Genomic DNA, 21599 nt, shown 5'->3' on the forward strand with positions numbered 1-21599 from the left:
CTTAATCCCCCGCGTTCAGGTGTTGGACATCTTTGATGTCATCTTCGGCTTCATGGCTCACGATCAGGCTGGTGGATTCCCCCGTCCAGATGCGTACAAACGCCTGAATGAAACGAAACAGCAGCAGCGCCATACCAAACGGCAAAATCGCATAAGGGATGAAGCGTGGCAGTTTGCCATAGGTTTCGCCCTCATTCATGATCGGTTCAATCCAGCGCAGCCATTCAGGGAACGGCAGGTCAACGACCTCATACCACGCCTGATCGCGCGAATTCTCGAACCCTGTTGGAAACCAGCGGCCAGAGGTGGCATCAAGCCCTGCAAACGGCGCCCAATAATCCCATGCGCCTTTCAGAACCAAAGCGGCATAGGCAATACAAACCGCCCCCGCAACCAGCGCCAGAATACGCCGTGTGGCCGGGGAAAACAGGTTGATCACAGCATCCACACCCAATTGCGCGGTTACCTTGACCGAATAACTGACGCCGAACAGCACCAGCCATGCGAACAGAAACGTCACCGCTTCCAGCCCCCATATCAGGCCCGTGTTAAAGCCATAGCGTAATACGACGTTGATGAAGGTGATCAACGTCATCCCCCCCAATATCACAGCAATCGCCGTTTCTTCTATTTCATTGACGATACGGCCAAGCGCCGTTTTCGCCTCATAGGCATGTGCCATGGGAACACTCCTGCAAAGGGGGTGCGCGGGTGCGCACCTTGATTGGGAACTGCAAATTAGAACTGCGCAAAAGCGCAAATAAAACACCCCGCCCAAAATTCTCGGGCGGGGTGAAGATCAGACCTTCAGGTCTTAGTGTTTGGCGTTGATCGCTTGGGCGGCGTCGATGTTTTCTTGGCCTACGTCACCAACAAACTGCTCCCAAACGGGCTTCATTGCATCAACCCAGACCTGACGCTGTTCGGCGTTCAGTTCTACAATTTTGCCACCTGCGTCCAGAATGGCCTGACGCGCTTCTGCATCTACTTGGCCAACCGCTGCGTTACGCTCGGCGGTTACTTCTTCGACGATGGTACCCAATTGTGTACGTACATCATCTGGTAGGCCTTCCCACCAGTCGGTGGAGGTCACAACCATATAGTCCAGAACACCGTGGTTGGTTTCTGTTGTGCCGTCTTGGACTTCAAAAAACTTCTGACCATAGATGTTGGACCATGTGTTTTCCTGACCGTCCACAACTTTGGTTTGCAACGCGCCGTACACCTCAGAGAAGGCCATCGGCTGCGGGCTTACTTTGATCGCTTCCATCTGTGCTTTGATCACGTCGGAAGGCTGCACACGGAATTTCAGGCCCGCTGCGTCTTCTGGTTTGATCAACGGCTTGTTGGCAGACATTTGCTTCATACCATTGTGCCAAAAGCCCAAGCCGGTCAGGCCGCGACGCTCCATGGAGGTTTTCATCGCCATACCCGCGTCCGAGTTCTGGAATTCGTCAACTGCTTCGATGTTTTTGAACACGAAGGGCAGATCGAAAATGCGGAAAACTTTGGTGAACTGCTCAAACTTGGACAAGGAAGGCGCTGCCATCTGAACGTCGCCCTGAAGCATCGCTTCGAGAACCTGATCATCATTATACAGCGTGGAGTTCGGGAAAACTTCCATGCAGGCTTTGCCGTTCATCTCTTCGTTGACGCGGCTTTCCAGCAGCGATGCTGCGATGCCTTTTGGGTGTTTGTCACTGTTGGTGACGTGGCTCATCTTGATGACAATTTCGCCGTCGTCGCAGGCTGCGATCGCCGCGCCCGCGGATAGGGAAAGTGCCACAACGGCTGAAGTTACAAATTTCATGATGTCTCCTCCCAGAGAATGTGATTCCAGTACGGCTTGCGCCGCGCTGCGTCACTATTAGGGGGCAATCCGCCTATCGCAAGCGTGCACAAAGTGGCTCGAACCCAAACCTATTAAATAAATAATATCAAATACTTACAGAAACACACCTCAAATAATAACGCGCGTAAATTTGACGTTTGTGCGAAATTTCGCACTCCCTAGACGCCAATTGTGCGAAAATCCGCACACTTCAGCGCGCGATCTTAATTACGATATTCTTCTGGTTTGATCCCGTAGCGGGTGCATTTGTCGTAAAATGTTTTGCGTGGCAGTTTCAACGCTGCCGCCGCCTCGGTTGCTTGGCCGCCAGCACGCCGCAGCGCGCTTTGGATCAAAGATTGCTCAACCTGCGCCAGATGCGCCACCAACCCCAACCCCGCATCTACTTGCAGGGGCGTGGGACGGATCAGATCATCAATCCCCATGACAAAACGCATCGCCTCGGTCATTAGCGCGCGCGCATTTCCAGGCCAATCGCGGGCCATCAGCGCCGCCTCGACTTGTGGCGTGATCTCTGGGACTTGTTGTCCACTTTGCTCTGCGGCTTGGGCGACATAGCGGCTGAACATCGCGGGAATATCCTCTGGCCGCTCGGACAGGGCTGGAATGCGAACGGGCATCACCCTCAGGCGGTAATAGAGGTCGGCGTTAAAGCGTCCCGCCTCTAGCTGGCTGGCAAGATCACGGGTCGATCCCGCAATAAGCCGCGTGGTGGGCGCGCCATCCAACGCCTCGATCAAGGCAAGCTGGCTTTGGGCGGGCAGCATTGCGATTTCGTCTATAAACAGGCTACCGCCCTCGCCCTCAGCCAATGCCGCCGCCAGTGCCGCCGCATCCAGATCATGGCCCGCACGTTTGATAAACGGACGTTTAGAGCGCAAGGAACTCAGATGGATCACCTCGGCCACCTTGGAGACACCCGACCCTTGCGCCCCCATCACCAAAACATCGCCCTGTGCTTGGGCCACACGGCGCACTTGGGCGCGCAGGGTTTGAGCCATATCCGAGACGCCAAAAATCATCCGCGCTGCAGGATCGCCGCTCTCGACCAATTGGCGCAGCTCGCGGTTTTCCAAAACCAGTGCGCGGGTTTTCAACGCCCGATCCACAACAGCCAGTAGATCCTTGGCGGCACAGGGTTTTTCCAGAAAATCAAACGCACCTTCGCCCATGGCACGCACGGCCATAGGAATATCCCCTTCGCCTGTCAGCAAGATCACAGGCAAATCAGGATCAACCCCACGTGCATGCGCCAGCAGGTGAAACCCGTCACGGCCCGGCATACGGATATCCGAGATAATCACCCCGTCAAATTCAGGTGTGATGTGATCCACAGCCACCACAAATGACCCCACCGCGATGCAGGTCAGCGCGGCCAGTTCCAGCGTCTGGCATAGGGCCTCGCGCACGGCGGCATCGTCATCAACCAAAAGAACCATTGTCGTCATGGCGTATTCTCCTGTGTCATGGGCTGGAGCGTCACCGAGAAACATGCGCCCTGCGGGGTGTTCTCAGCCCTGATTTCGCCCCCAACGCTTTGCACAATCGCATAGCTGATCGACAGGCCAAGTCCCACACCTTTGGCCGCGCCCACCTCTTTTGTGGAATAAAACGGATCAAACACCTGATCAGCTGCCTTGATCCCATGGCCTGTGTCGCAGATTGCCACCGTTACAGGGCCGTTTTGTGTAATAGTGATGCCCAAGCCGCGGGGCTGTGCGTGCTCCATCGCGTCCAGCGCATTGGTCAACAGATTGACAAATACCTGCCCCAGCCGTACCTCGCCGCCGCGCACCCACAACGGCGTCTGAGGTGGCGCGTAATTCAGCGTCACACCCATCGCGTCACGGCGCGTCTGCGTCAACTCCAACGCACTGGCCAGCACTGCGCCCAGATCAACACGCACCTGTTGCACGGTTTCCTGTTTGGAAAAGGCACGCAGGTTTTTGATAATTCGTCCCATGCGCCCCGTCATATCGGAAATACGGGTCAGGTTTTCAGCAGCGCGATCAGGCTGGCCGCGTGCGATGAATTGCACGCCGTTTTCGGCAAAGGATTGCACGGCCATCAACGGTTGGTTCAACTCATGACTGATGCCCGCGCTCAGCTGCCCCAGCGCGCTCATCTTGCTGGCTTGCACCAGATCATCTTGGGCACGGGCCAGCGCCAATTGCGCTTGCTCGCGCTCGGCGGCTTCGCGGCGCAACTCGTCATTGGTGTCGCGCAGGGCTTGGGTGCGGGTGCGCACCCGCGTTTCCAACTGGGCATTTGCCCGCGCCAACGTCCGCCGCCGCACCGTTGCCAGCACCAAAAGCGCGCCAAACGCTAAAAACAGCGCCGCCACCGCAGCCGCCTGCGCCGTGGCCAACCTGCGCACAGGTCCGACATCCATCAAAACTTCACCTGTCATGCCGATGACTGGTAAATCCTGTGTCAGATGCAGAGCCTCACGTGGCAGATACGGCCCCCATCCCAATCGCCAGATTTCATGCGGCCCCGTGTAAGACACCGCAAATGTCGGCATCTCGCCTTTACCGCTGCGCAGTTCGGGTGGTGCTTCGGGATGTTGCCAAAAGATCAACTCCGATCGGTTGGAGACTTGGACCTGCCCCCGTGCATCGGTAAAAAACACCGGCGGTGTATCACCGCGCCAAGCATAATCAACCGAACTCAGATCCGTAGAAACCACCAACGCACCCAGCACCTGCCCTTGCGGGCTAAAAACAGGTGCCGCGTAGAAATAGCTGCGCCCGTCGCCCCGATCTGGCCCATAACCGCGCCCCAATGCCCCGTTCAACGCACGCCGCACAAACCTGCCCGCATTGGCACTGCCTGCACCATCCCCCGCAGAGGCCAAAACGCGGCCCATACGGTCAATCACCATCACGTCCAGCGCCGACGCGCGGTCAGCCACGCCTTGCAACAGCGTGGTGTCCTCGGGCTGCACAGCCCCTGCCAACACCCGCGTCACCTGTGGATGATCCGCCATCACAACCGCCAGATCGCGGTAACGTTGCAGCTGCGCCACCAGACGGTCACTGGCCAACGCCAGATCGGCACTGCCCCGCGCCGAAAGCTGCGCAAGCCCTTGCTGCGTTGAAAAATGCCAGACAGCGAAACTCGGCCCTGCGATACAGGCGATAAAAACCACAGTGCGCAGGGCGCGTTTGCCAATGCGAAATCTCATCGTTGCGGTTTACAGCGGCAGCATGGTGGTGGATTTGATCTGTTCCATCGACAGCAGTGCAGTCACATTATGCACGCGCACCTCTGATATCAGTGCCTGATAGAAACGGTCATACGCGCGGGCGTTCTCGACGCGCACCTTGAGTATATAGTCAATGTCGCCTGCAAGGCGGTGCGCCTCTTGGACCTCGGGGCGGTCTTGCAACGCCTTAAGAAACTTCGCCTGCCAATCTGCTTCGTGCTCGGAGGTACGGATCAGCACAAAGAAGCACGCCTCTAGGCCCAATGCCTCGGCATCCAGCACAACAGTATGCTGCCCGATCACCCCAGCTTCGCGCAATTTCCGAATCCGGTTCCACACTGGCGTCTTGGACGAACCGATTTCACGCGCAATATCATCCAATGACTGGCTGGCATCCCTTTGAAGCGCCGCCAAAATCTTCCGATCTGTCTCATCCACCCGAACGCTCATTCCACTTCACTCCTAATTTCCGAACACATGTTCCAACCTCAGACCAGCATAGAACGAACGTCCTTATGTATCCAGACATATGGCGAAATACAGGGAAAATGTCCTATATATCACTCAGACAGCAGAGGATATGCAGCCATGGACCACTTCCCGATCTTCCTAAGCACCCGCAACGCCCGCATTATCGTATCAGGCGGTGGCGATGCGGCCATGGCCAAGCTGCGCCTGCTGATGAAAACACGCGGCAAAATCATTGTGTATGCAGCTGACGCAACCCCCGAGATAAAGCAATGGCACACTGCGGGTCAGCTCACGCTGATCACCCGTACCATGGAAGCCAAAGACGTGGTTGATGCCACCTTGTTCTACGGCGCCAACGAAGAAGCGGTTGAAGACGCCCGCACAGCGAAACTGGCGAAGGATGCCGGTGCATTGGTGAACATCGTCGATAATCTGGCAGACAGCCAGTTCATCACCCCCGCCATTGTGGACCGTGATCCCGTCACCATCGCCATCGGCACCGAGGGCGCAGCCCCCGTTCTGGCCCGTGCGATCAAGGCTGATCTGGAAGAACGCCTTCCCCAGAGCCTTGGCACGCTGGCGCGGATCGGAAAAACTTTTCGTGCCGCAGCAGATGCCTTGCCCTTTGGCCGTGCGCGCCGCGATTTCTGGCGCTCGTATTATTTTAATGACGGTCCCAAAGCGATAAGCGGCGGCCAAGAGCATGTGCGCCCTGCCCTGAATGCTTTGTTGGACCAACACCTGACCAAAACGGCCCGCGCAGGGCATGTGGCCTTTGTGGGCGGTGGGCCCGGTGATCCAGAATTGCTGACCCTAAAAGCACGCCGCGCTTTGGATGAGGCGGATGTGGTGATTTATGACCGCTTGATCACCCCTGAAATTCTTGAACTCGCCCGCCGCGAAGCCACAATGATTGACGTGGGTAAAGAGGGTTTTGGCCCGTCTACGTCCCAAGAATATATCAACGACCTGCTGGTTGAGCATGCACAGACAGGCGCACAGGTTGTGCGGCTGAAATCTGGCGATGCCACCATCTTTGGCCGGCTGGACGAAGAGATTGACGCCGTGGACGCCCATGGCATCGGCTGGCACATTGTGCCGGGCATCACTTCGGCCTCCGCCGCTGTGGCGACCATCGGACAAAGCTTTACCAAACGCGGCCGCAACGCCTCTGTTCGGTTTCTGACAGGCCATGACACCCGCGGCTTTGCCGATCACGACTGGCGCACGCTGGCACGGACAGGCGAAGTTGCTGCAATCTATATGGGCAAAAAATCCGCGCGTTTCATTCAGGGCCGCCTGCTGATGCACGGTGCCGATAGAAACACCCCCGTCACGTTGATCGAAAACGCCAGCCGCACTAACCAACGCGTGTTGGAAACCACACTGGACGCGCTGCCCGCTGCGCTGGAGGCCGCCAATATGTCTGGCCCCGCGCTAACCTTTGTCGGCCTTGCCCCGCGTGCGGCGCTGGCTGTCACCCCTACACTCAAGCTTGAGGAATTCGCATAATGGCCAAAGCGTTCCAACCATCCGTTATCACCGCCAATGATCTGCTCAAAGGTGATGTCATTTATCTATGTGGCACTGAATGGGTCCGCGATCTGGCCCAAGCCGAGGTTCTGACCGACGAGGCAGACGCCGAAATCCGCCTGCTCGAAGCCTCTGCCCAAGTGGCCGATGTTGTCGGCGTCTATCTGGCCGTCGTCGATACCACCAACGGCATCGCCACCACCCATTTCCGCGAAGAATTCCGCGCCACAGGCCCGTCCAACTACGCCCATGGCAAGCAAGCCCAAAGCAAGCAGGAGCATGTATAATGTACGCCTATTCCGATTTTGACAGCAATTTTGTCACCGCCCGCAACGCCCAATTCCGCGCACAGGTTGAGCGCCGCATTGATGGGTCACTGACTGAAGATGAATTCAAGCCCCTGCGCCTGATGAATGGTCTATACCTGCAACTGCACGCCTATATGCTGCGCGTGGCGATCCCTTATGGCACGCTGAGCGGCGGCCAGATGCGCAAGCTGGCGGATATCGCGGATAAGTGGGACAAAGGCTATGGCCATTTCACCACGCGCCAGAACATCCAGTACAACTGGCCCGAGCTGCGTGATGTGCCAGATATGCTGGACGCGTTGGCCGAAGTGGATATGCACGCGATCCAGACCTCGGGCAACACCATCCGCAACGTGACCGCCGATCATTTCGCAGGCGCTGCCGCTGATGAAATCGCTGATCCGCGCCCGATCGCCGAATTGATCCGCCAATGGTCAACCGACCACCCCGAATTCCAGTTCCTGCCCCGCAAGTTCAAGGTCGCCGTCTCTGGTGCGGCCCATGACCGTGCAGTGCTGAAAGCCCATGACATCGGGTTGCGCATTGTTGAAAAAGACGGTTTGCGCGGTTTTGAGGTGATTGTTGGTGGGGGCCTTGGCCGCACGCCGATGATTGGCAAAGTGCTGTATGAATTTGTGGCCTCCGAAGATCTGTTGCCAACGCTGGAGGCGATTGTCAGCGTCTATAACCTGTTGGGTCGTCGCGATAATAAATACAAAGCACGGATCAAAATTACGGTGCATGAAAACGGGATTGAGGACATCCGCGCCCGCGTGGATGCGCGTTATGCGTTGATCCGTCCGCAATTCACAGGTGTGGATCAACAGATGTTGTCGCAGATTGAGGCTGACTTTGCCCTGCCGCAGTTCAAGACCTCGTCCCTTGATGCCTATGATGCGGCTTATGCCGCTGATCCGGTGTTCCGCGCTTGGGCTGATACCAATCTCAGCGACCACCGCACCCAAGGCTATGCGATTGTGTCTATCTCGCTCAAGGCGCATGGCGCGACACCGGGTGATGCGACATCCGCGCAAATGCGGGTGATGGCGGAACTGGCCGAGGAATTCGGCCATAACGAGCTGCGCATTTCGCATGAGCAAAACGTGATCCTGCCCCATGTGCACCGTGCTGACTTGCCCGCAGTACATGCCCGCCTCAAGACCGCTGGCCTTGGTACAGCCAACATCGGCTTGATCTCTGATATCATCGCCTGCCCCGGTATGGATTATTGCGCGCTGGCAACGGCCCGTTCGATCCCGATTGCCCAAGAAATCGCCACGCGATTTGACGAGCTGAAGCTGGAGCATGAAGTAGGCCCGCTCAAGATCAAAATCTCAGGCTGCATCAATGCTTGCGGGCACCACCACGTCGGTCATATCGGCATCCTTGGTCTGGACCGTGCAGGGGTGGAAAACTATCAGATCACGCTGGGCGGTGACGGCACCCAAGACGCCGCCATTGGTGAACGTGCTGGCCCCGGTTTTTCGGCTGATGAAATCATCCCCGCGATTGAACGCATTGTTCTGGCTTATCTGGACCTGCGCCAAGCCCCAAGCGAGACGTTTTTAGAAGCCTATCGCCGTGCTGGATTGGCCCCGTTTAAGGCGGCCCTTTACCCCGAGGCTAAAGCCAATGCCGCTTGATGATCCGTTAAACTCGCAAGTGGGGGCGCTGAATACAGCGCTCAAACATCACGCCGCAGCGGATATCGTGCGCCGCGCCTACGCGGCCGCGCCCAACCTTGCGCTGGTCTCTAGTTTTGGCGCCGAAAGCGTGGCCTTGTTGCATTTGGTCTCACGGGTGCAGCCCGATGTGCAGGTGATATTCATCGACACGATGTTGTTGTTTCCCGAAACGCTGGAATACCAGCGCGAGGTCGCCCGCAAGCTGGGTCTGCGCAAGGTCCAAGTGATCCGCGCAGATACAACGCTGGCGGACCCGGACAACACCTTGCACCAGCGTGATACTGATGCTTGCTGTGATCTGCGCAAAACCCAAGTGCTGAACAAGGCGCTGGCGGGGTTTGACGGGTGGATCACAGGCCGCAAACGGTTTCAATCCGGCCAACGCGCCGAGCTACCCGCCTTTGAGGTGGAAGACGGCACAGGGCGCATCAAAGTGAACCCTTTGGCCCATTGGGCCTCTGAGGACGTGAAAGAATACATGGCCGAAAACAACCTGCCCCGCCATCCCTTGGTGGCGCGGGGGTATCCATCCATTGGCTGTGCGCCCTGCACCACCCCCGTGGCCGACGGCGAAGACCCCAGATCAGGCCGCTGGCGCGGTCAGGAAAAAGATGAATGCGGCATCCACTTTGTGAACGGCAAAATGGTGCGAGTAGGAGCAACAACATGAGCGTGATCGTAAACGACAGCGGATTTACCACAGACGATTGGACAGGCGGCTTTTGCGCCGAGGGGGCAGCGAATGATTGCGCGGCCCTTGATCTGGCCTCGGATGCGCAACCCGAAGAGGTTGCATTGACTGAGGCGCTCAAAATGATCCGCATTGATTTCCCCTCCTCTGCGGACGGGCGCGGGTTTACCATCGCCAAGGCGCTGCGCCTGCGCGGATACACAGGCCGCCTGCGCGCGCGCGGTCATGTGTTGGCCGATCAATACGCCATGGCGCGGCGCAGCGGTTTTGACGAGGTCGAGATCGACGAAGCCCTTGCCGCCCGCCAACCTGCGGATCAATGGCAGTTCCGCGCCGATTGGAATGCGCATGATTATCAGGCCCGTTTGCGCGGCTAATCCGCACAGTTCCCCCTGAACAAAACTGTGTGCATTGCGCACAGCCTTTCCCCTGTCTAAGAAAAGGACCGTGGAGCATCGCTCTACGGAGAAACCATGACCGAGCAAAAACCAGTGACCACAGACACCGCCAAAGCCGTTCCCACCCTACCCGATGCCCAGACGGTCACCGCTGTCACCCATTGGACTGACCACCTGTTTTCCTTCCGCGTGACGCGCCCTGCGACCATGCGCTTTCGCTCGGGTGAATTTGTGATGATCGGGTTGATGGGCGAACCGCATCCTGAAACGGGCAAGGTCAAACCCTTGCTGCGCGCCTATTCCATTGCCTCACCTGCGTGGGACGATGAGTTGGAGTTTTATTCAATCAAAGTGCAAGACGGCCCGCTGACATCGCGTTTGCAACACATCAAGGTCGGCGACGAGATCATTTTGCGCCCCAAACCTGTGGGCACTTTGGTGCATGACGCCTTGCTGCCCGGCAAACGCATCTGGTTTTTCGCCACTGGCACTGGCTTTGCCCCTTTCGCATCGCTGCTGCGTGAACCCGAAACCTATGAAAAATTCGATGAGGTCATTGTCACCCATACCTGCCGCAATGCCGCCGAGCTGGATTATTCGCGCAAGTTGATCGATGATCTGCTGGCGGATGAGATGATGCAGGAATTGATCGGCCCCGAGAACCTTGCAAAAATCCGCTATTACCCCACCACCACACGCGAACAAAGCCCCAAGATGGGCCGCATCACCACGCTGCTGCAAGACGGCACTGTATTCCGAGATCTGGGCATTGAGGGCATCAACGTCGAAACCGACCGTGCCATGGTCTGTGGTTCCATCGGGTTGAACACGGATATCAAAGCAGTGCTGGAAGGTTTCGGCCTTGAGGAAGGCGCAAACTCTGATCCCAAGCACTATGTGGTTGAAAAGGCCTTTGTCGGCTAAATTCGCCCACTCCCAACACATTGATCGGGCGCTGTGAATTGACATTTGCAGCGCCCGCATGCGTGATCAGAGCATGACTTTTATCAAATCCCATTGGCAATTGCTTGCCCTCACTGCCCTTGTCTTTGCCCTGTGGCAAACGCCTGTGGTTGTCCCGCTGAAAATCCTCATCGTGTTTTTGCATGAACTGTCCCATGCTACAGCCGCGTGGCTGACAGGGGGTTCGGTTGAGCAGATATCCCTCTCCCCCGCCCAAGGTGGCTTTGCCATCACCCGTGGCGGCAGCCGCTTTGTGATCCTGTCGGCGGGGTATCTGGGATCACTGGTGATGGGGGCGGGTTTGCTGATGCTCGCGATGCGCAGCACCGCAGACCGAATGATTACCGCCCTTCTGGGGGGCCTGATGCTGCTTGTCACAGCGCTTTATGTGCGTGATCTGTTTGCCGCAGGTTTCTGTATTGCCACAGGGCTGGTCCTGCTGTCGATGGCGCGCTTTCTGGGCCACAGCGCAAATGATATGGTTTTACGGGTGATCGGGCTGAGCAGCCTGATCTATGTGCCTTATGATATTTTTGACGATACCATTGCACGTTCCAGCGCGCAGTCGGATGCTTATATGTTGGCGGCAGAGTTCGGCGGCCCAACAGTATTCTGGGGCGGGCTTTGGTTGCTGATCAGTCTGGCTGTCATCGCCCTTTGCCTGCGGCAAATCCTGGGCACCCGATCCAACATAGATTTCCGCAAAACCCTATAAAAACTGTGCTCCATAAAAAAAGCCGCCCCGAATGGAGCGGCTTTTCCTTTGCTTCAGTCGATTGACTTACATGCCAAGCGCTTCGCGTACTTTTTCAAGCGCAACCTTGAGAACCTCAGGGTTGTTTTTGGCAGCTTCCAGACCAGTAGTCAGCATAGTTTTCTGCATGGAACCCAGATCGGAGTTGTTCAGCATTTCTGAAACTTTTTCCATGTTGAAACCATCAACTGTCAGCAGATCGGTCATGGACGTGCTCGCCGCATCGGTTGCTGCCGCAGTGGTGTCTGCAGCCGCATCAGTTGCAGCTGTTGCTGTGTCTGTCGCGGCGTCTGCAGCTTGGGCTGCTGTATCGGCGGCAGCTTCAGTTGTTGCGGCGGCGGTTTCAGTTGCAGTTTCGGCAGTTGCCGTTGCAGCGTCTGTTGTCGCGGTTACAGCATCAGCAGCTGCGTCTGTCGCGGCTGTGGCAGTATCCGTTACGGCTGTTGCTGCATCGCTTGCGGCTTGCGTTGTAGCAGCTGCTGCATCGGAGCCCGCTTGTGTGGCGGCATCAACGGTAGCTGTAGTCGCTTCGGTCGCTGCTGTTGCGGCATCGTTTGCTGCTTCTGTTGTCGCAGCTACTGCGTCAGAGGCTGCTTCTGTTGCGGCTGTTGCTGCATCGCTTGTTGCAGTTACCGCGTCAGATGCTGCTTCTGTCACCGCTGTAGCCGCGTCGTTTGCTGCTTCTGTGGTTGCTGCAACAGCGTCGGAGGCCGCATCAGCAGTCGCTGTTGCCGCGTCGTTTGCTGTTTCTGTAACAGCTTCTGCCGCTTCAGATGCAACATCTGCTGCTGCTTCGGCAACTTCCGATGTGGTTTCCGCAACTTCAGCTGCAGCGGATGTCGCAGTTGCGCTTACATCGCTTGCAATGTCTTGCACACTGCGACCAGAATAAAGGACATAGCCCCCAACTGCGATAATAGCTGCAACAACAACCCAAACAAGATTCTTCATTATATTTCCCCTTTTGTAGCGGCATAACGTAACATGGCTGCCTACATTCACACCATTACAGCCCAAATGCGCAACAGTTTACCCTAGCACAAGGGGAAAACGTACAAAATCGCAGCAACACAAGGTGATTTTGAACTTGAAGGACCGCTAACAGATGGCTACCTTGTGAAATCTGTAATTCAACTATCAAAGGACGATCATCATCGCTCGCAGACCCCATAACGCACCGCCGCAACGTGACACCGGCCCGCGCGTCAATGAAAACATCCGCTCAAACGAAATTCGCCTGATTGGCGCAGACGGCGAAAACGTCGGCGTCGTGACGCCTACGCGCGCTATGGTCATGGCGGAAGAGGCAGGACTGGATCTGGTAGAGATTTCTCCCAATGCCAACCCGCCCGTGTGTAAAATCATGGATTTCGGCAAGTTCAAATACGAGACGCAAAAACGCGAAGCCGAAGCGCGTAAAAAGCAAAAGATCATTGAGATCAAAGAAATCAAGTTCCGCCCGAATACCGACAGCGGCGACTATGAAATCAAAATGCGTAACGTTTTCAAATTTCTGGCAAACGGCGACAAGGTGAAAATCACCCTGCGTTTCCGTGGCCGCGAAATGGCACACCAGAACCTCGGCCGCGAGCTGCTGGAACGTGTTGCAGCCGACACCAAAGACTTTGGCAAAGTTGAAAACTTTCCGAAAATGGAAGGTCGCCAAATGGTCATGCTGATCGGCCCGCTGCCCGCCAAATAACCTGTTAAACGCAGTTTATCTTCAAACGCCTCGTTCCTTTTGGTTCGGGGCGTTTTGCATTTGTGCCAGTATATTTTTCATTTCAGCCAACGTGCGGCCACACATCCCTGCATGGCCGCGACTTTGGTTAGGCGTTGATCGCAGCAACCGCGCGTTTGGTCATCACCCCCACCAGATGCGCACGGTAGGCACCTGACCCGTGCAGATCACTGATCATGCTGGACCCGTCGGCCTTCAAACCCGCCACAGCCTCAACCGAGAAATCAGCGCTCAGCGCGGTCTCGGCTTCGGTCCAACGGAACACACCGTTTTCCGAAGCGCCCGTGACTGCTACGCGCACGCCATCGGCAAACTTGGCGACAAACACAGCCACCAGCGGAAACCGCGATGCAGGCTGCAAGTGCTTTTCATAGTGCGCGGCCTCAGGAATTTTGAACTTCACCGCTGTGACGATCTCGCCCTCTTCCAAAGCGGTCTCAAACATGCCTAGAAAATAGTCATCCGCCGCGATTTCGCGGGTGTTGGTCACAACCGTTCCGTTCGAAGCCAAGACACCGGCAGGGTAGCACGCAGAAGGATCATTGTTGGCGACAGACCCGCCAATGGTGCCCCGGTTGCGCACGGCAGGATCGCCGATCCGCCCTGCCAGCGATGCCAACGCAGGATAGGCATCCGCCACCTCGCCCGCCACAGTCGCATGCGTGGTGGCGCCGCCAATCGTGACAGTACCGTCTTGCGCCGACACTCCCTTCATCTCGGCGATCCCGTGCAGCGATACCAATACAGAGGGTGCCGCCAGCCGCGCCTTTAGCGTCGGGATCAAAGTCTGCCCGCCGCTCAGCGGTTGCGCTTCGTCGCGCGCCAGTGCCGTGACTGCATCCGCAATCGTAGAAGGCATTTCAACGTCAAAATTATACATCTTCTTTTCCTTTCAGCTCGGTGGTCAGCCCCTTCAGGCCCTGACCCCTTGCTTCATTTTGCCTCTAAACTCATGAGCGCTTGCGCCCTCCAACTTTTCATTTGGCACATGGCCTGAAGGAGGGCACAGCCCCGTTCAAACGCCAGAACCGTTCATCGCCTCCCACACTCGGTGTGGTGATACGGGCATGTCGATGTGATCAACAGTACTGCCCCCTGACCGCATCGCATCCAGAACCGCGTTAACCACCGCTGGCGGCGATCCGATGGCCCCTGCCTCGCCACAGCCTTTCACCCCCAAGGGGTTGTGCGTGCAAGGTGTCTGGCACGAATGATCCACATCATAGAATGGCACATCCGTCGCACGCGGCATGGCATAATCCATGTAACTTGCGCTCAACAACTGGCCATCGCTGTCATACGCACAATTTTCCAGCAATGCCTGCCCGATGCCCTGCGCCAGACCGCCATGCACCTGGCCTGTCACAATCATCGGATTGACGATATTGCCAAAATCATCCGCAGCCGAGAACCGCTCAATCGTGACCTGACCCGTTTCAGGGTCCAGCTCAACTTCGCAAGCATAGGCGCCAGACGGATAGGTGAAGTTGGACGGATCATAAAACGCGGTCTCTTCCAAACCGGGCTCAATCTCTTCCAGAGGATAGTTATGCGGCACATAGGCGGCCAACGTCACATCCCCCCAAGCCACGGATTTATCCGTACCAGCGACCGTGAATGCGCCATCCTTCAGCTCGACATCCCCTTCCGAGGCTTCCAGCAAATGGCTGGCGATCTTTTTGGCTTTGGCGATGATTTTCTCGGTTGCGCGAACCATGGCAGAGCCACCAACAGCCAAAGACCGTGACCCGTAGGTGCCCATGCCCATCGGCGTATTTGCTGTATCACCGTGCACCACCTCAACCATGTCTTCGGGGATACCGATCATATCGGCGACCACTTGGGAAAAGGACGTCTCATGCCCCTGCCCGTGGCTGTGGCTGCCTGTCATGACCACCAAACCACCCGTGGCATTCACACGCACTGTGCAGCTTTCGAACAGGCCCGCACGTGCGCCCAACTGCCCCACAAGGTTTGACGGCGCGATGCCACAAGCCTCAATGTAGCAGTTCACGCCAAAGCCGCGCAGTTTGCCCTTGGCCTCAGACGCTTTGCGCCGTGCGGCGAACCCACCAATGTCGGCCATCTCTTCCAGCTTGTCCATCGTGGCCACATAATCGCCCGTGTCATATTCGACGGCGACAGGCGTGGCATAGGGGAACTCCATGATGAAATTCTGGCGGCGCAGTTTGATCGGATCAACACCCAACTCATGCGCAGCCTTATCCACCAGACGTTCCAATTGATACGTCGCCTCGGGACGGCCAGCGCCACGGTAAGCATCCACTGGCACGGTATTGGTAAACACCGCCTTGACGTTCACATAGATCAGCGGCGTCTTATAGTTCCCCGCCATCAACGTGCCGTGCAGCCATGTGGGCACCGACGGCGCGAAGGTGCTCAGATACGCGCCCATGTTGGCATAGGTATCCGTGCGCAGGGCGGTAAAGTTGTGTTCCGCATCCAGCGCCAGTTCGATCTTGGTGACGTGATCGCGGCCATGGGCGTCTGACATAAACGCCTCTGAGCGCGACGACGTCCATTTAACAGCGCGGTTACAGGCTTTTGCCGCAAAGGTGACAAATGCTTCTTCCTGATAGTGGAAGATTTTGGTGCCAAATCCGCCGCCCACATCGGGTGCTACAACCCGCAGCTTGTGCTCAGGGATGCCTAAGACAAACGCGCCCATCAGCAGACGGATCACATGGGGGTTCTGGCTGGTGGTGAAGAGTGTATAATCGCCCGTACCGCGTGAATAATCCCCCACGGCCACGCGCGGCTCCATCGGGTTGGCGACAAGGCGGTTGTTGACCAGTTCCAGAGTGGTCACATGGGCCGCCTCTTTAAACGCCTGATCCACCGCGCCTTTGTTTTCCTCAACGAAACCCCAATCATAACATAGGTTTGATGTCAGATCATCGTGGACTTTGGGCGCATCGGCTTTCACCGCGTCTTTCATATTCACAACGGCTGGCAGCTCGGAAATTTCTACTTCAATCGCCTCGGCGGCATCGCGGGCTTGCTCAAGGGTTTCAGCAACCACAGCGGCAATCGGTTCCCCTACATGGCGGACTTTGCCATGGGCCAGCACCGGATGGCGCGGCTCTTGCATTGGTTCGCCGTGTTTGTCGGTGATCTGCCATCCGCAAGGGACCGACCCGACCGCCTCAAAATCCGCGCCTGTGAAAATGCGCACAACGCCTTCCATGCCTTCAGCAGCAGAAGTGTCTACGCTGTCCAGCGTGCCATGTGCGATATCGGAGCGCAGGAAATAGACATAGGCCTGCCCGTTTACGTTGATATCATCGGTATAGTTGCCTTCTCCGGTCAAAAACCGGATGTCTTCGCGCCGCTTGCTGCTGGCGCCGATTCCACTGTCCTTTGGCATTTCAATTCCTCCCTAAACGGCATGTCCCTGACACACCAAGCATAATCTGCGGAAAATTCCGCCAAGCTTGCCGCCCGCCTCCCCGCGGGCAACTGGCTGATTATTCGCCAGCGATTGCGCTGACGTCCTGACCGGATGCCGCCATGATCGCCTTGACGATGTTATGGTAGCCCGTGCAGCGGCAGATATTGCCGTCTAGATAGTGGCGCACATCGGATTCTGTCGGCTTTGGGTTATCTTTGAGCAGCGCCGCCGCAGACATCACCATGCCCGGAGTACAAAAACCACATTGCAGACCGTGGTGATCCTGAAACGCCTGCTGGATGGTGTTCAACGTGCCATCTGGTGCTGCTTGCCCCTCGATGGTGGAAACTTCGGCGCCTTGCGCTTCGACCGCCAGCATGGTGCAAGATTTCACAGCTTCGCCGTTCACGTGCACCACACAAGCGCCACATTGGCTTGTGTCACAGCCCACATGCGTGCCTGTCAGGCCCATGTCTTCGCGCAGGAACTGCACCAGCAAGGTGCGCCCCTCCACATTGCCCGATGCGGCTTTGCCGTTCACGGTCATCTTTACTTCGGTCATTCGTATCCTCCTAGGCTTCCCATTTCGGTATCCATGGGACAAGTTAAACACGACAACGCCAAGTTGAGAACAAAAATTTTATCTTGACGCAATATGTTACAAGATTAGAGGCCGCTATCTAGCGGCGCGGTCTGCGCGGTTGCGGCCGCGAGGGTATTTCTTTGAGCAAGCCCCCCACGCCCATAGCCGCAACATCACGTGCAGTGACGTCTATGCCGCAGACCACCCGCGCCAGCACCCAATCTGCCCCATTCAACGCAGGCGAGCGTGCACAGCCCGGCAGGCCGATGACCTGCTGCGTGCCACGCCGACCCAAGAATAACAGATTCCCCGGATCAACAGGCATGCCAAAACGGACGATTTCGCCTCCCGCAGCCACCAGCGCACTGGGCGCGACATCATGAATATCAGAGGTGGCCGACCCTGTAAGAACCAAGATCAGCGGCGTTTTCGCGCGTTTGATCGCAGTGCATAAATCAGCGGTGCGGTGGGGCACCACCTCCACGGCGTCCAGCGCCACATCAAGGGCGGTCAGGCGGTCTTCTATCGCGGCGCGGCCCTTATCACCTGCACCGCCCGCGATTTCGGTGATGATCAATGTGGCGCGGTCCAAGGCAGGGGCGGCCAATTGGATGGCACCGCTGGCAGCACGCACCGCAGCATCCAGCCCGACCTGAGGCACCGCATAAGAAATAATCTTGATCGTTGCGACCAGATCGCCTTTGCGCAACTGGTGATGCGGTGGAACGGTTGCGACCGTGATCATCGGGTCCCCACCATTGACCGCATCCAAAGCCGCGACATCCAAAACAGCCACACCTGCGCCATGTGCAATCAGGTTCACGCGCCCCGTGAAGGCTTTGCTGCGCCGCAGGCCTGTGCTGCCCTGCATCAACGCATCTGCCAACGCATCAGCGGCGGCATCTTCGGCCACATCACCTTGCTCCAGCGCGGCAACGATGACTTCGGCAATCCCAGCCGCCTCAAGCGTGGCGATATGGTCCGCCTCCAACACCAATCCCTTGCGCAGGCGCCCGTCGGGCAACGCCACGGAATGGGCCAGCACACAGCCAAGCGCATCAGCAGTAGGGCGTGGACCAAACCTCATGCTATGCGCAGGGTTTCGATCATCTGCGCCAAGACCGCCACGGCAATTTCCGCAGGACCAGATGCCCCGATGTTCACACCAACAGGTCCGTTGATGCGCGCGATTGCAGCCGCGTCAAACCCCGCCTCGGCCAGACGATCACAGCGCGACGCATGGGTGCGCTTTGATCCCAGCACCCCGATGTAAAATGCCTGTGAACGCAAGCCGATGTGCAGCGCAGGATCATCCAGTTTCGGATCATGGGTCAACAGCACCAACGCACAGCGGCTGTCTACGCCTATGGTTTCCAGCGCGACGTCCGGCCAATCATTGATCACTTTTGCGTCAGGGAACCGTGCCGCTGATCCAAACGCCTCACGCGGGTCCACGACAATAGGATCAAACCCCGCCAGCCGCGCCATCGGCACCAAGGCTTGGGCGATATGCACGCCGCCAACCACCACCAGCCGCAAAGGCGGATTGTGAATAGCAACAAAGGTGTTGCCGTCTTCTTCTATGCCAGAGCGGTCCATCCGAAAGCGCACTTCATGCCCCACATCAACCAACGCACGGTGGCTGCCATCCAATGCAACCTCATAGGCAACGGGCCTGCGCGCCGCACGTTCAGTGACCAAATCGCGCAGCATCTCCAAAGGCATACCGCCTGCACCCACAGGTTCCACCAACACGCGGATGGTGCCGCCACAGGCCAAACCCACGGCAAAAGCATCGCCATCACTAACTCCGTATTCCAACAGTTTGGGTGTGCCGTCTTCCAACGCCTCCAGCGCTTCGAGCACAACAGCGCCTTCGACACAGCCACCTGACACAGACCCCTCCATGGCACCGCTGGATGAAACAACCATTTGCGCGCCCACACGGCGCGGCGCCGATCCCCATGTGTTAACCACCGTGGCAAGGGCTGCGCCCTGCCCGTCTGCGATCCATGCCAGCGCCTGTTCGGGGGCGCCTGAAATCATTTGCATCTGTCTGGCCTTCCTCAACGAATGTCCTACATAGGGTCTGACAATCCGCGCATATGTGCAAGGAGACATCTTGCTCCCTTGCACGCAGCGCCTACGCCTACTACATCTTACACAACGACACCGGAAATGGAGACCCGACATGCCAATGGACGCCCGCGAGATTGAAACGCTTTTGCGCGAAACCTTTCCCGATGCGCAGATCGTGGTCGAGGGGAATGACGGCGTGCATATGTCGGCCATGGTAGTAGACGAGAGCTTTCGCGGCAAAAACCGCGTTCAGCAACAGCGTGCTGTTTATGCAGCCCTGAAAGGTAAAATGGACGGCAGCAGCGGCGACCTTCACGCCCTAGCCCTGACAACAAAGGTACCAGAATAATGCCCCTGATCCTCACCACATTCGTATCACTTGTATCGCTGGCCCTGATCGCAGTGGCGCATAAAGCGATGACACCCCAAAAACGCACCGTACCTGTAAGGAAAACCAAATGAGCGACGCTTCCACGCAAATCAAAGACACTGTGGCCAGCAATGATGTGGTCCTGTTTATGAAAGGCACCAAAGAAATGCCGCAATGCGGGTTTTCGTCACGTGTGGCTGGTGTGCTGAACTACATGGGCGTGAACTTTGCCGATGTAAACGTGCTGGCGGATGAAACCCTGCGCCAAGGCATCAAGGATTTTTCTGATTGGCCGACGATCCCGCAGCTTTATGTCAAAGGTGAATTTGTCGGCGGCTGTGACATCATCACCGAGATGACCATGTCAGGCGAGCTGGATACGCTGTTCACCGAAAACGGCGTTGAGTTTGATAAAGACGCTGCAGAAAAGATTCGCGAAGCCAACGCCTAAAGCCCCTTCGCAACATAACATTCTGAAACGCACCTCACTTTGGGGTGCGTTTTTTTATGCGCATTGTCATCTTCAGATTTCAGCCACGTTCAGATTGCAGCTATCGTGAATGCAGTGAATCCCATATGACTGCCCCTTGAAACGACAGTTACTCAAGGATGTGCCGAATGGATATCACCTTAATCAGAACCTTCATCGAAGTCGCAAATACGGGTTCCTTTATCGCCGCCTGTGACCGGTTGTTTGTCACCCAATCAGCGGTCAGTCTGCGCATCCAACGATTAGAAGACAGTCTGGGTCATCCCCTATTCACCCGTTCAAAATCAGGGGCGATTCTGACGCCTGCGGGCGAACAGTTCAAAACTTATGCTCTCAGCCTCATCAAAATCTGGGAGGAAGCGCGCCAGCAAATTGCGATTCCCGAAGGCTATAGCCGTGCCTTGACCATTGGCGCGCAATATTCGCTTTGGCCGCGCTTGGGATTCCAATGGTTGGACCGCTTGCAGGCCGATCTGCCTGATCTGAGTTTGCGTACGGAATTGGGGATGCCAGACCGTTTGACACGTTTTCTTGTCGAGGGGCTTATTCAAGTGGCGGTGATGTACACGCCACAACTGCGCCCCGGATTAATCATCGAAGAGGCGCTGGAGGATGATTTGATTATGGTTTCGTCTTATCCCAATGCCACCGCAGCAGATGCGAGCGATTATGTTTTTGTCGATTGGGGCGCGGAATTCACCCATGCCCACGCATTATCCCTGCCCCATTTGACCAATTCAGGCCTGACCATGGGTCTCGGGGCGCTGGCTGCCGACTATATCATGAACCGCCATGCCAAAGCATATCTACCTGCGCGTGTAATCAAGCGCCGCTTGGACAGCGGAAATCTACATGTTGTGGCGGATGCACCACATTTCCCCTACCCTGCGTGGGTCGTCTGGCGCGACGACATTGATGTCGAATTGGCCGAAGCTGCACGCCGCGCCTTGGTGCAAGTCGCGCAAACTACTGAAAAAGAACAAGGTTCTATGACGGAACTGCTTAGCCTGATGTGAAGGCAGCAAACTGGTCTCATCTAATCAATTACAAATTCTAAATAC

Annotated in this window: 22 protein-coding genes; 11 read left to right on the plus strand and 11 right to left on the minus strand. The window is 56.9% G+C overall.

Annotation, left to right across the window (positions count from 1 at the left end; genetic code table 11):
- Position 1 precedes the first annotated feature (1 nt).
- From GGR95_RS11125 to GGR95_RS11145, 5 genes are all read right to left on the minus strand, one after another.
- Complete coding sequence (locus tag GGR95_RS11125) at positions 2–682, minus strand: TRAP transporter small permease (RefSeq protein ID WP_184565823.1); 681 nt, start codon at positions 680–682, stop codon at positions 2–4.
- A gap of 132 nt (positions 683–814) precedes the next feature.
- Positions 815–1810, minus strand: a complete 996-nt coding sequence (locus tag GGR95_RS11130; RefSeq protein ID WP_184565825.1) for a DctP family TRAP transporter solute-binding subunit — start codon at positions 1808–1810, stop codon at positions 815–817.
- A gap of 245 nt (positions 1811–2055) precedes the next feature.
- Positions 2056–3300, minus strand: a complete 1245-nt coding sequence (locus GGR95_RS11135; RefSeq protein ID WP_184565827.1) for a sigma-54-dependent transcriptional regulator — start codon at positions 3298–3300, stop codon at positions 2056–2058.
- Positions 3297–5039, minus strand: coding sequence for a sensor histidine kinase (locus tag GGR95_RS11140; RefSeq protein WP_184565829.1), 1743 nt, complete (start codon positions 5037–5039; stop codon positions 3297–3299). Before GGR95_RS11140 ends, GGR95_RS11135 begins: the two co-directional genes overlap by 4 nt.
- 9 nt (positions 5040–5048) lie before the next feature.
- Complete coding sequence (locus GGR95_RS11145; RefSeq protein WP_184565831.1) at positions 5049–5510, minus strand: Lrp/AsnC family transcriptional regulator; 462 nt, start codon at positions 5508–5510, stop codon at positions 5049–5051.
- A 138-nt stretch (positions 5511–5648) separates the two neighbouring features.
- Here GGR95_RS11145 and cysG point away from each other — a divergent pair, with 138 nt between their 5' ends.
- The 7 genes from cysG (at position 5649) to GGR95_RS11180 (ending at position 11824) form a co-directional block, all read left to right on the plus strand.
- Positions 5649–7043: a siroheme synthase CysG gene (cysG, locus tag GGR95_RS11150; RefSeq protein WP_184565833.1), complete on the plus strand. Its 1395-nt coding sequence runs from the start codon at positions 5649–5651 to the stop codon at positions 7041–7043.
- A complete protein-coding gene (locus GGR95_RS11155; protein ID WP_184565835.1) occupies positions 7043–7351 on the plus strand; it encodes a DUF2849 domain-containing protein in 309 nt (102 codons plus the stop codon). Before cysG ends, GGR95_RS11155 begins: the two co-directional genes overlap by 1 nt.
- Positions 7351–9015 (plus strand): nitrite/sulfite reductase, encoded by a 1665-nt coding sequence (locus tag GGR95_RS11160; protein ID WP_184565837.1) that lies wholly within the window; start codon positions 7351–7353, stop codon positions 9013–9015. The genes GGR95_RS11155 and GGR95_RS11160 overlap by 1 nt, the downstream gene beginning before the upstream one ends.
- The gene (locus GGR95_RS11165) at positions 9005–9727 is read left to right on the plus strand and encodes a phosphoadenylyl-sulfate reductase (protein ID WP_184565839.1); all 723 of its coding nucleotides are present in this window, start codon (positions 9005–9007) and stop codon (positions 9725–9727) included. Before GGR95_RS11160 ends, GGR95_RS11165 begins: the two co-directional genes overlap by 11 nt.
- On the plus strand, positions 9724–10125 hold the full coding sequence (locus GGR95_RS11170; RefSeq protein ID WP_184565841.1) for a DUF934 domain-containing protein: 402 nt from the start codon (positions 9724–9726) through the stop codon (positions 10123–10125). Before GGR95_RS11165 ends, GGR95_RS11170 begins: the two co-directional genes overlap by 4 nt.
- Before the next feature lie 96 nt (positions 10126–10221).
- Positions 10222–11070, plus strand: coding sequence for a ferredoxin--NADP reductase (locus GGR95_RS11175; protein ID WP_184565843.1), 849 nt, complete (start codon positions 10222–10224; stop codon positions 11068–11070).
- 73 nt (positions 11071–11143) lie between these two features.
- The gene (locus GGR95_RS11180; RefSeq protein ID WP_184565844.1) at positions 11144–11824 is read left to right on the plus strand and encodes a M50 family metallopeptidase; all 681 of its coding nucleotides are present in this window, start codon (positions 11144–11146) and stop codon (positions 11822–11824) included.
- A 66-nt stretch (positions 11825–11890) separates the two neighbouring features.
- On the opposite strand, the gene GGR95_RS11185 is transcribed toward GGR95_RS11180, so the two are convergent.
- Positions 11891–12814 carry a translation initiation factor 3 gene (locus GGR95_RS11185; RefSeq protein WP_184565845.1) on the minus strand — a complete coding sequence of 308 codons (924 nt, stop codon included), beginning with the start codon at positions 12812–12814 and terminating at the stop codon, positions 11891–11893.
- A gap of 289 nt (positions 12815–13103) precedes the next feature.
- On the opposite strand from GGR95_RS11185, the gene infC reads away from it, so the two are divergent.
- On the plus strand, positions 13104–13565 hold the full coding sequence (gene infC, locus GGR95_RS11190) for a translation initiation factor IF-3 (protein WP_425506401.1): 462 nt from the start codon (positions 13104–13106) through the stop codon (positions 13563–13565).
- A gap of 127 nt (positions 13566–13692) precedes the next feature.
- Here infC and GGR95_RS11195 read toward each other — a convergent pair whose 3' ends face one another.
- The 5 genes from GGR95_RS11195 to GGR95_RS11215 all read right to left on the minus strand — a co-directional run bounded on the left by GGR95_RS11195 (position 13693) and on the right by GGR95_RS11215 (position 19651).
- Positions 13693–14484, minus strand: coding sequence for an FAD binding domain-containing protein (locus GGR95_RS11195; protein ID WP_184565846.1), 792 nt, complete (start codon positions 14482–14484; stop codon positions 13693–13695).
- Positions 14485–14619: 135 nt separating this feature from the next.
- The gene (locus tag GGR95_RS11200) at positions 14620–16992 is read right to left on the minus strand and encodes a xanthine dehydrogenase family protein molybdopterin-binding subunit (RefSeq protein WP_184565847.1); all 2373 of its coding nucleotides are present in this window, start codon (positions 16990–16992) and stop codon (positions 14620–14622) included.
- Positions 16993–17092: 100 nt separating this feature from the next.
- A complete protein-coding gene (locus tag GGR95_RS11205; RefSeq protein ID WP_184565848.1) occupies positions 17093–17578 on the minus strand; it encodes a (2Fe-2S)-binding protein in 486 nt (161 codons plus the stop codon).
- A 118-nt stretch (positions 17579–17696) separates the two neighbouring features.
- Positions 17697–18686 (minus strand): molybdopterin-binding protein, encoded by a 990-nt coding sequence (locus GGR95_RS11210; protein WP_184565849.1) that lies wholly within the window; start codon positions 18684–18686, stop codon positions 17697–17699.
- Positions 18683–19651 carry an XdhC family protein gene (locus GGR95_RS11215; RefSeq protein WP_184565850.1) on the minus strand — a complete coding sequence of 323 codons (969 nt, stop codon included), beginning with the start codon at positions 19649–19651 and terminating at the stop codon, positions 18683–18685. Before GGR95_RS11215 ends, GGR95_RS11210 begins: the two co-directional genes overlap by 4 nt.
- 139 nt (positions 19652–19790) lie before the next feature.
- Between GGR95_RS11215 and GGR95_RS11220 the strand changes: the two genes are divergently transcribed.
- From GGR95_RS11220 to GGR95_RS11230, 3 genes are all read left to right on the plus strand, one after another.
- Positions 19791–20027, plus strand: coding sequence for a BolA family protein (locus tag GGR95_RS11220; protein ID WP_184565852.1), 237 nt, complete (start codon positions 19791–19793; stop codon positions 20025–20027).
- 109 nt (positions 20028–20136) lie between these two features.
- Complete coding sequence (grxD, locus tag GGR95_RS11225; RefSeq protein ID WP_184565854.1) at positions 20137–20499, plus strand: Grx4 family monothiol glutaredoxin; 363 nt, start codon at positions 20137–20139, stop codon at positions 20497–20499.
- Positions 20500–20666: 167 nt separating this feature from the next.
- A complete protein-coding gene (locus GGR95_RS11230; RefSeq protein WP_184565856.1) occupies positions 20667–21554 on the plus strand; it encodes a LysR family transcriptional regulator in 888 nt (295 codons plus the stop codon).
- The last annotated feature ends 45 nt before the right edge of the window (positions 21555–21599 follow it).

It is taken from the genome of Sulfitobacter undariae (assembly GCF_014196805.1).
GTDB classification, from domain to species: Bacteria; Pseudomonadota; Alphaproteobacteria; order Rhodobacterales; family Rhodobacteraceae; genus Sulfitobacter; species Sulfitobacter undariae.

Bases quoted from the DNA above. Each gene is read 5' to 3' on its own strand.
- grxD (WP_184565854.1), top strand. From the start codon at position 20,137: ATGAGCGACGCTTCCACGCAAATCAAAGACACTGTGGCCAGCAATGAT.
- GGR95_RS11155 (WP_184565835.1), top strand. From the start codon at position 7,043: ATGGCCAAAGCGTTCCAACCATCCGTTATCACCGCCAATGATCTGCTC.
- GGR95_RS11140 (WP_184565829.1), bottom strand. From the start codon at position 5,039: ATGAGATTTCGCATTGGCAAACGCGCCCTGCGCACTGTGGTTTTTATC.
- GGR95_RS11210 (WP_184565849.1), bottom strand. From the start codon at position 18,686: ATGAGGTTTGGTCCACGCCCTACTGCTGATGCGCTTGGCTGTGTGCTG.
- GGR95_RS11160 (WP_184565837.1), top strand. From the start codon at position 7,351: ATGTACGCCTATTCCGATTTTGACAGCAATTTTGTCACCGCCCGCAAC.
- GGR95_RS11175 (WP_184565843.1), top strand. From the start codon at position 10,222: ATGACCGAGCAAAAACCAGTGACCACAGACACCGCCAAAGCCGTTCCC.
- GGR95_RS11230 (WP_184565856.1), top strand. From the start codon at position 20,667: ATGGATATCACCTTAATCAGAACCTTCATCGAAGTCGCAAATACGGGT.
- GGR95_RS11185 (WP_184565845.1), bottom strand. From the start codon at position 12,814: ATGAAGAATCTTGTTTGGGTTGTTGTTGCAGCTATTATCGCAGTTGGG.
- GGR95_RS11125 (WP_184565823.1), bottom strand. From the start codon at position 682: ATGGCACATGCCTATGAGGCGAAAACGGCGCTTGGCCGTATCGTCAAT.
- GGR95_RS11200 (WP_184565847.1), bottom strand. From the start codon at position 16,992: ATGCCAAAGGACAGTGGAATCGGCGCCAGCAGCAAGCGGCGCGAAGAC.
- GGR95_RS11170 (WP_184565841.1), top strand. From the start codon at position 9,724: ATGAGCGTGATCGTAAACGACAGCGGATTTACCACAGACGATTGGACA.
- GGR95_RS11180 (WP_184565844.1), top strand. From the start codon at position 11,144: ATGACTTTTATCAAATCCCATTGGCAATTGCTTGCCCTCACTGCCCTT.
- cysG (WP_184565833.1), top strand. From the start codon at position 5,649: ATGGACCACTTCCCGATCTTCCTAAGCACCCGCAACGCCCGCATTATC.
- GGR95_RS11195 (WP_184565846.1), bottom strand. From the start codon at position 14,484: ATGTATAATTTTGACGTTGAAATGCCTTCTACGATTGCGGATGCAGTC.
- GGR95_RS11135 (WP_184565827.1), bottom strand. From the start codon at position 3,300: ATGACGACAATGGTTCTTTTGGTTGATGACGATGCCGCCGTGCGCGAG.
- GGR95_RS11205 (WP_184565848.1), bottom strand. From the start codon at position 17,578: ATGACCGAAGTAAAGATGACCGTGAACGGCAAAGCCGCATCGGGCAAT.
- GGR95_RS11130 (WP_184565825.1), bottom strand. From the start codon at position 1,810: ATGAAATTTGTAACTTCAGCCGTTGTGGCACTTTCCCTATCCGCGGGC.
- GGR95_RS11145 (WP_184565831.1), bottom strand. From the start codon at position 5,510: ATGAGCGTTCGGGTGGATGAGACAGATCGGAAGATTTTGGCGGCGCTT.
- GGR95_RS11215 (WP_184565850.1), bottom strand. From the start codon at position 19,651: ATGCAAATGATTTCAGGCGCCCCCGAACAGGCGCTGGCATGGATCGCA.
- GGR95_RS11220 (WP_184565852.1), top strand. From the start codon at position 19,791: ATGCCAATGGACGCCCGCGAGATTGAAACGCTTTTGCGCGAAACCTTT.
- GGR95_RS11165 (WP_184565839.1), top strand. From the start codon at position 9,005: ATGCCGCTTGATGATCCGTTAAACTCGCAAGTGGGGGCGCTGAATACA.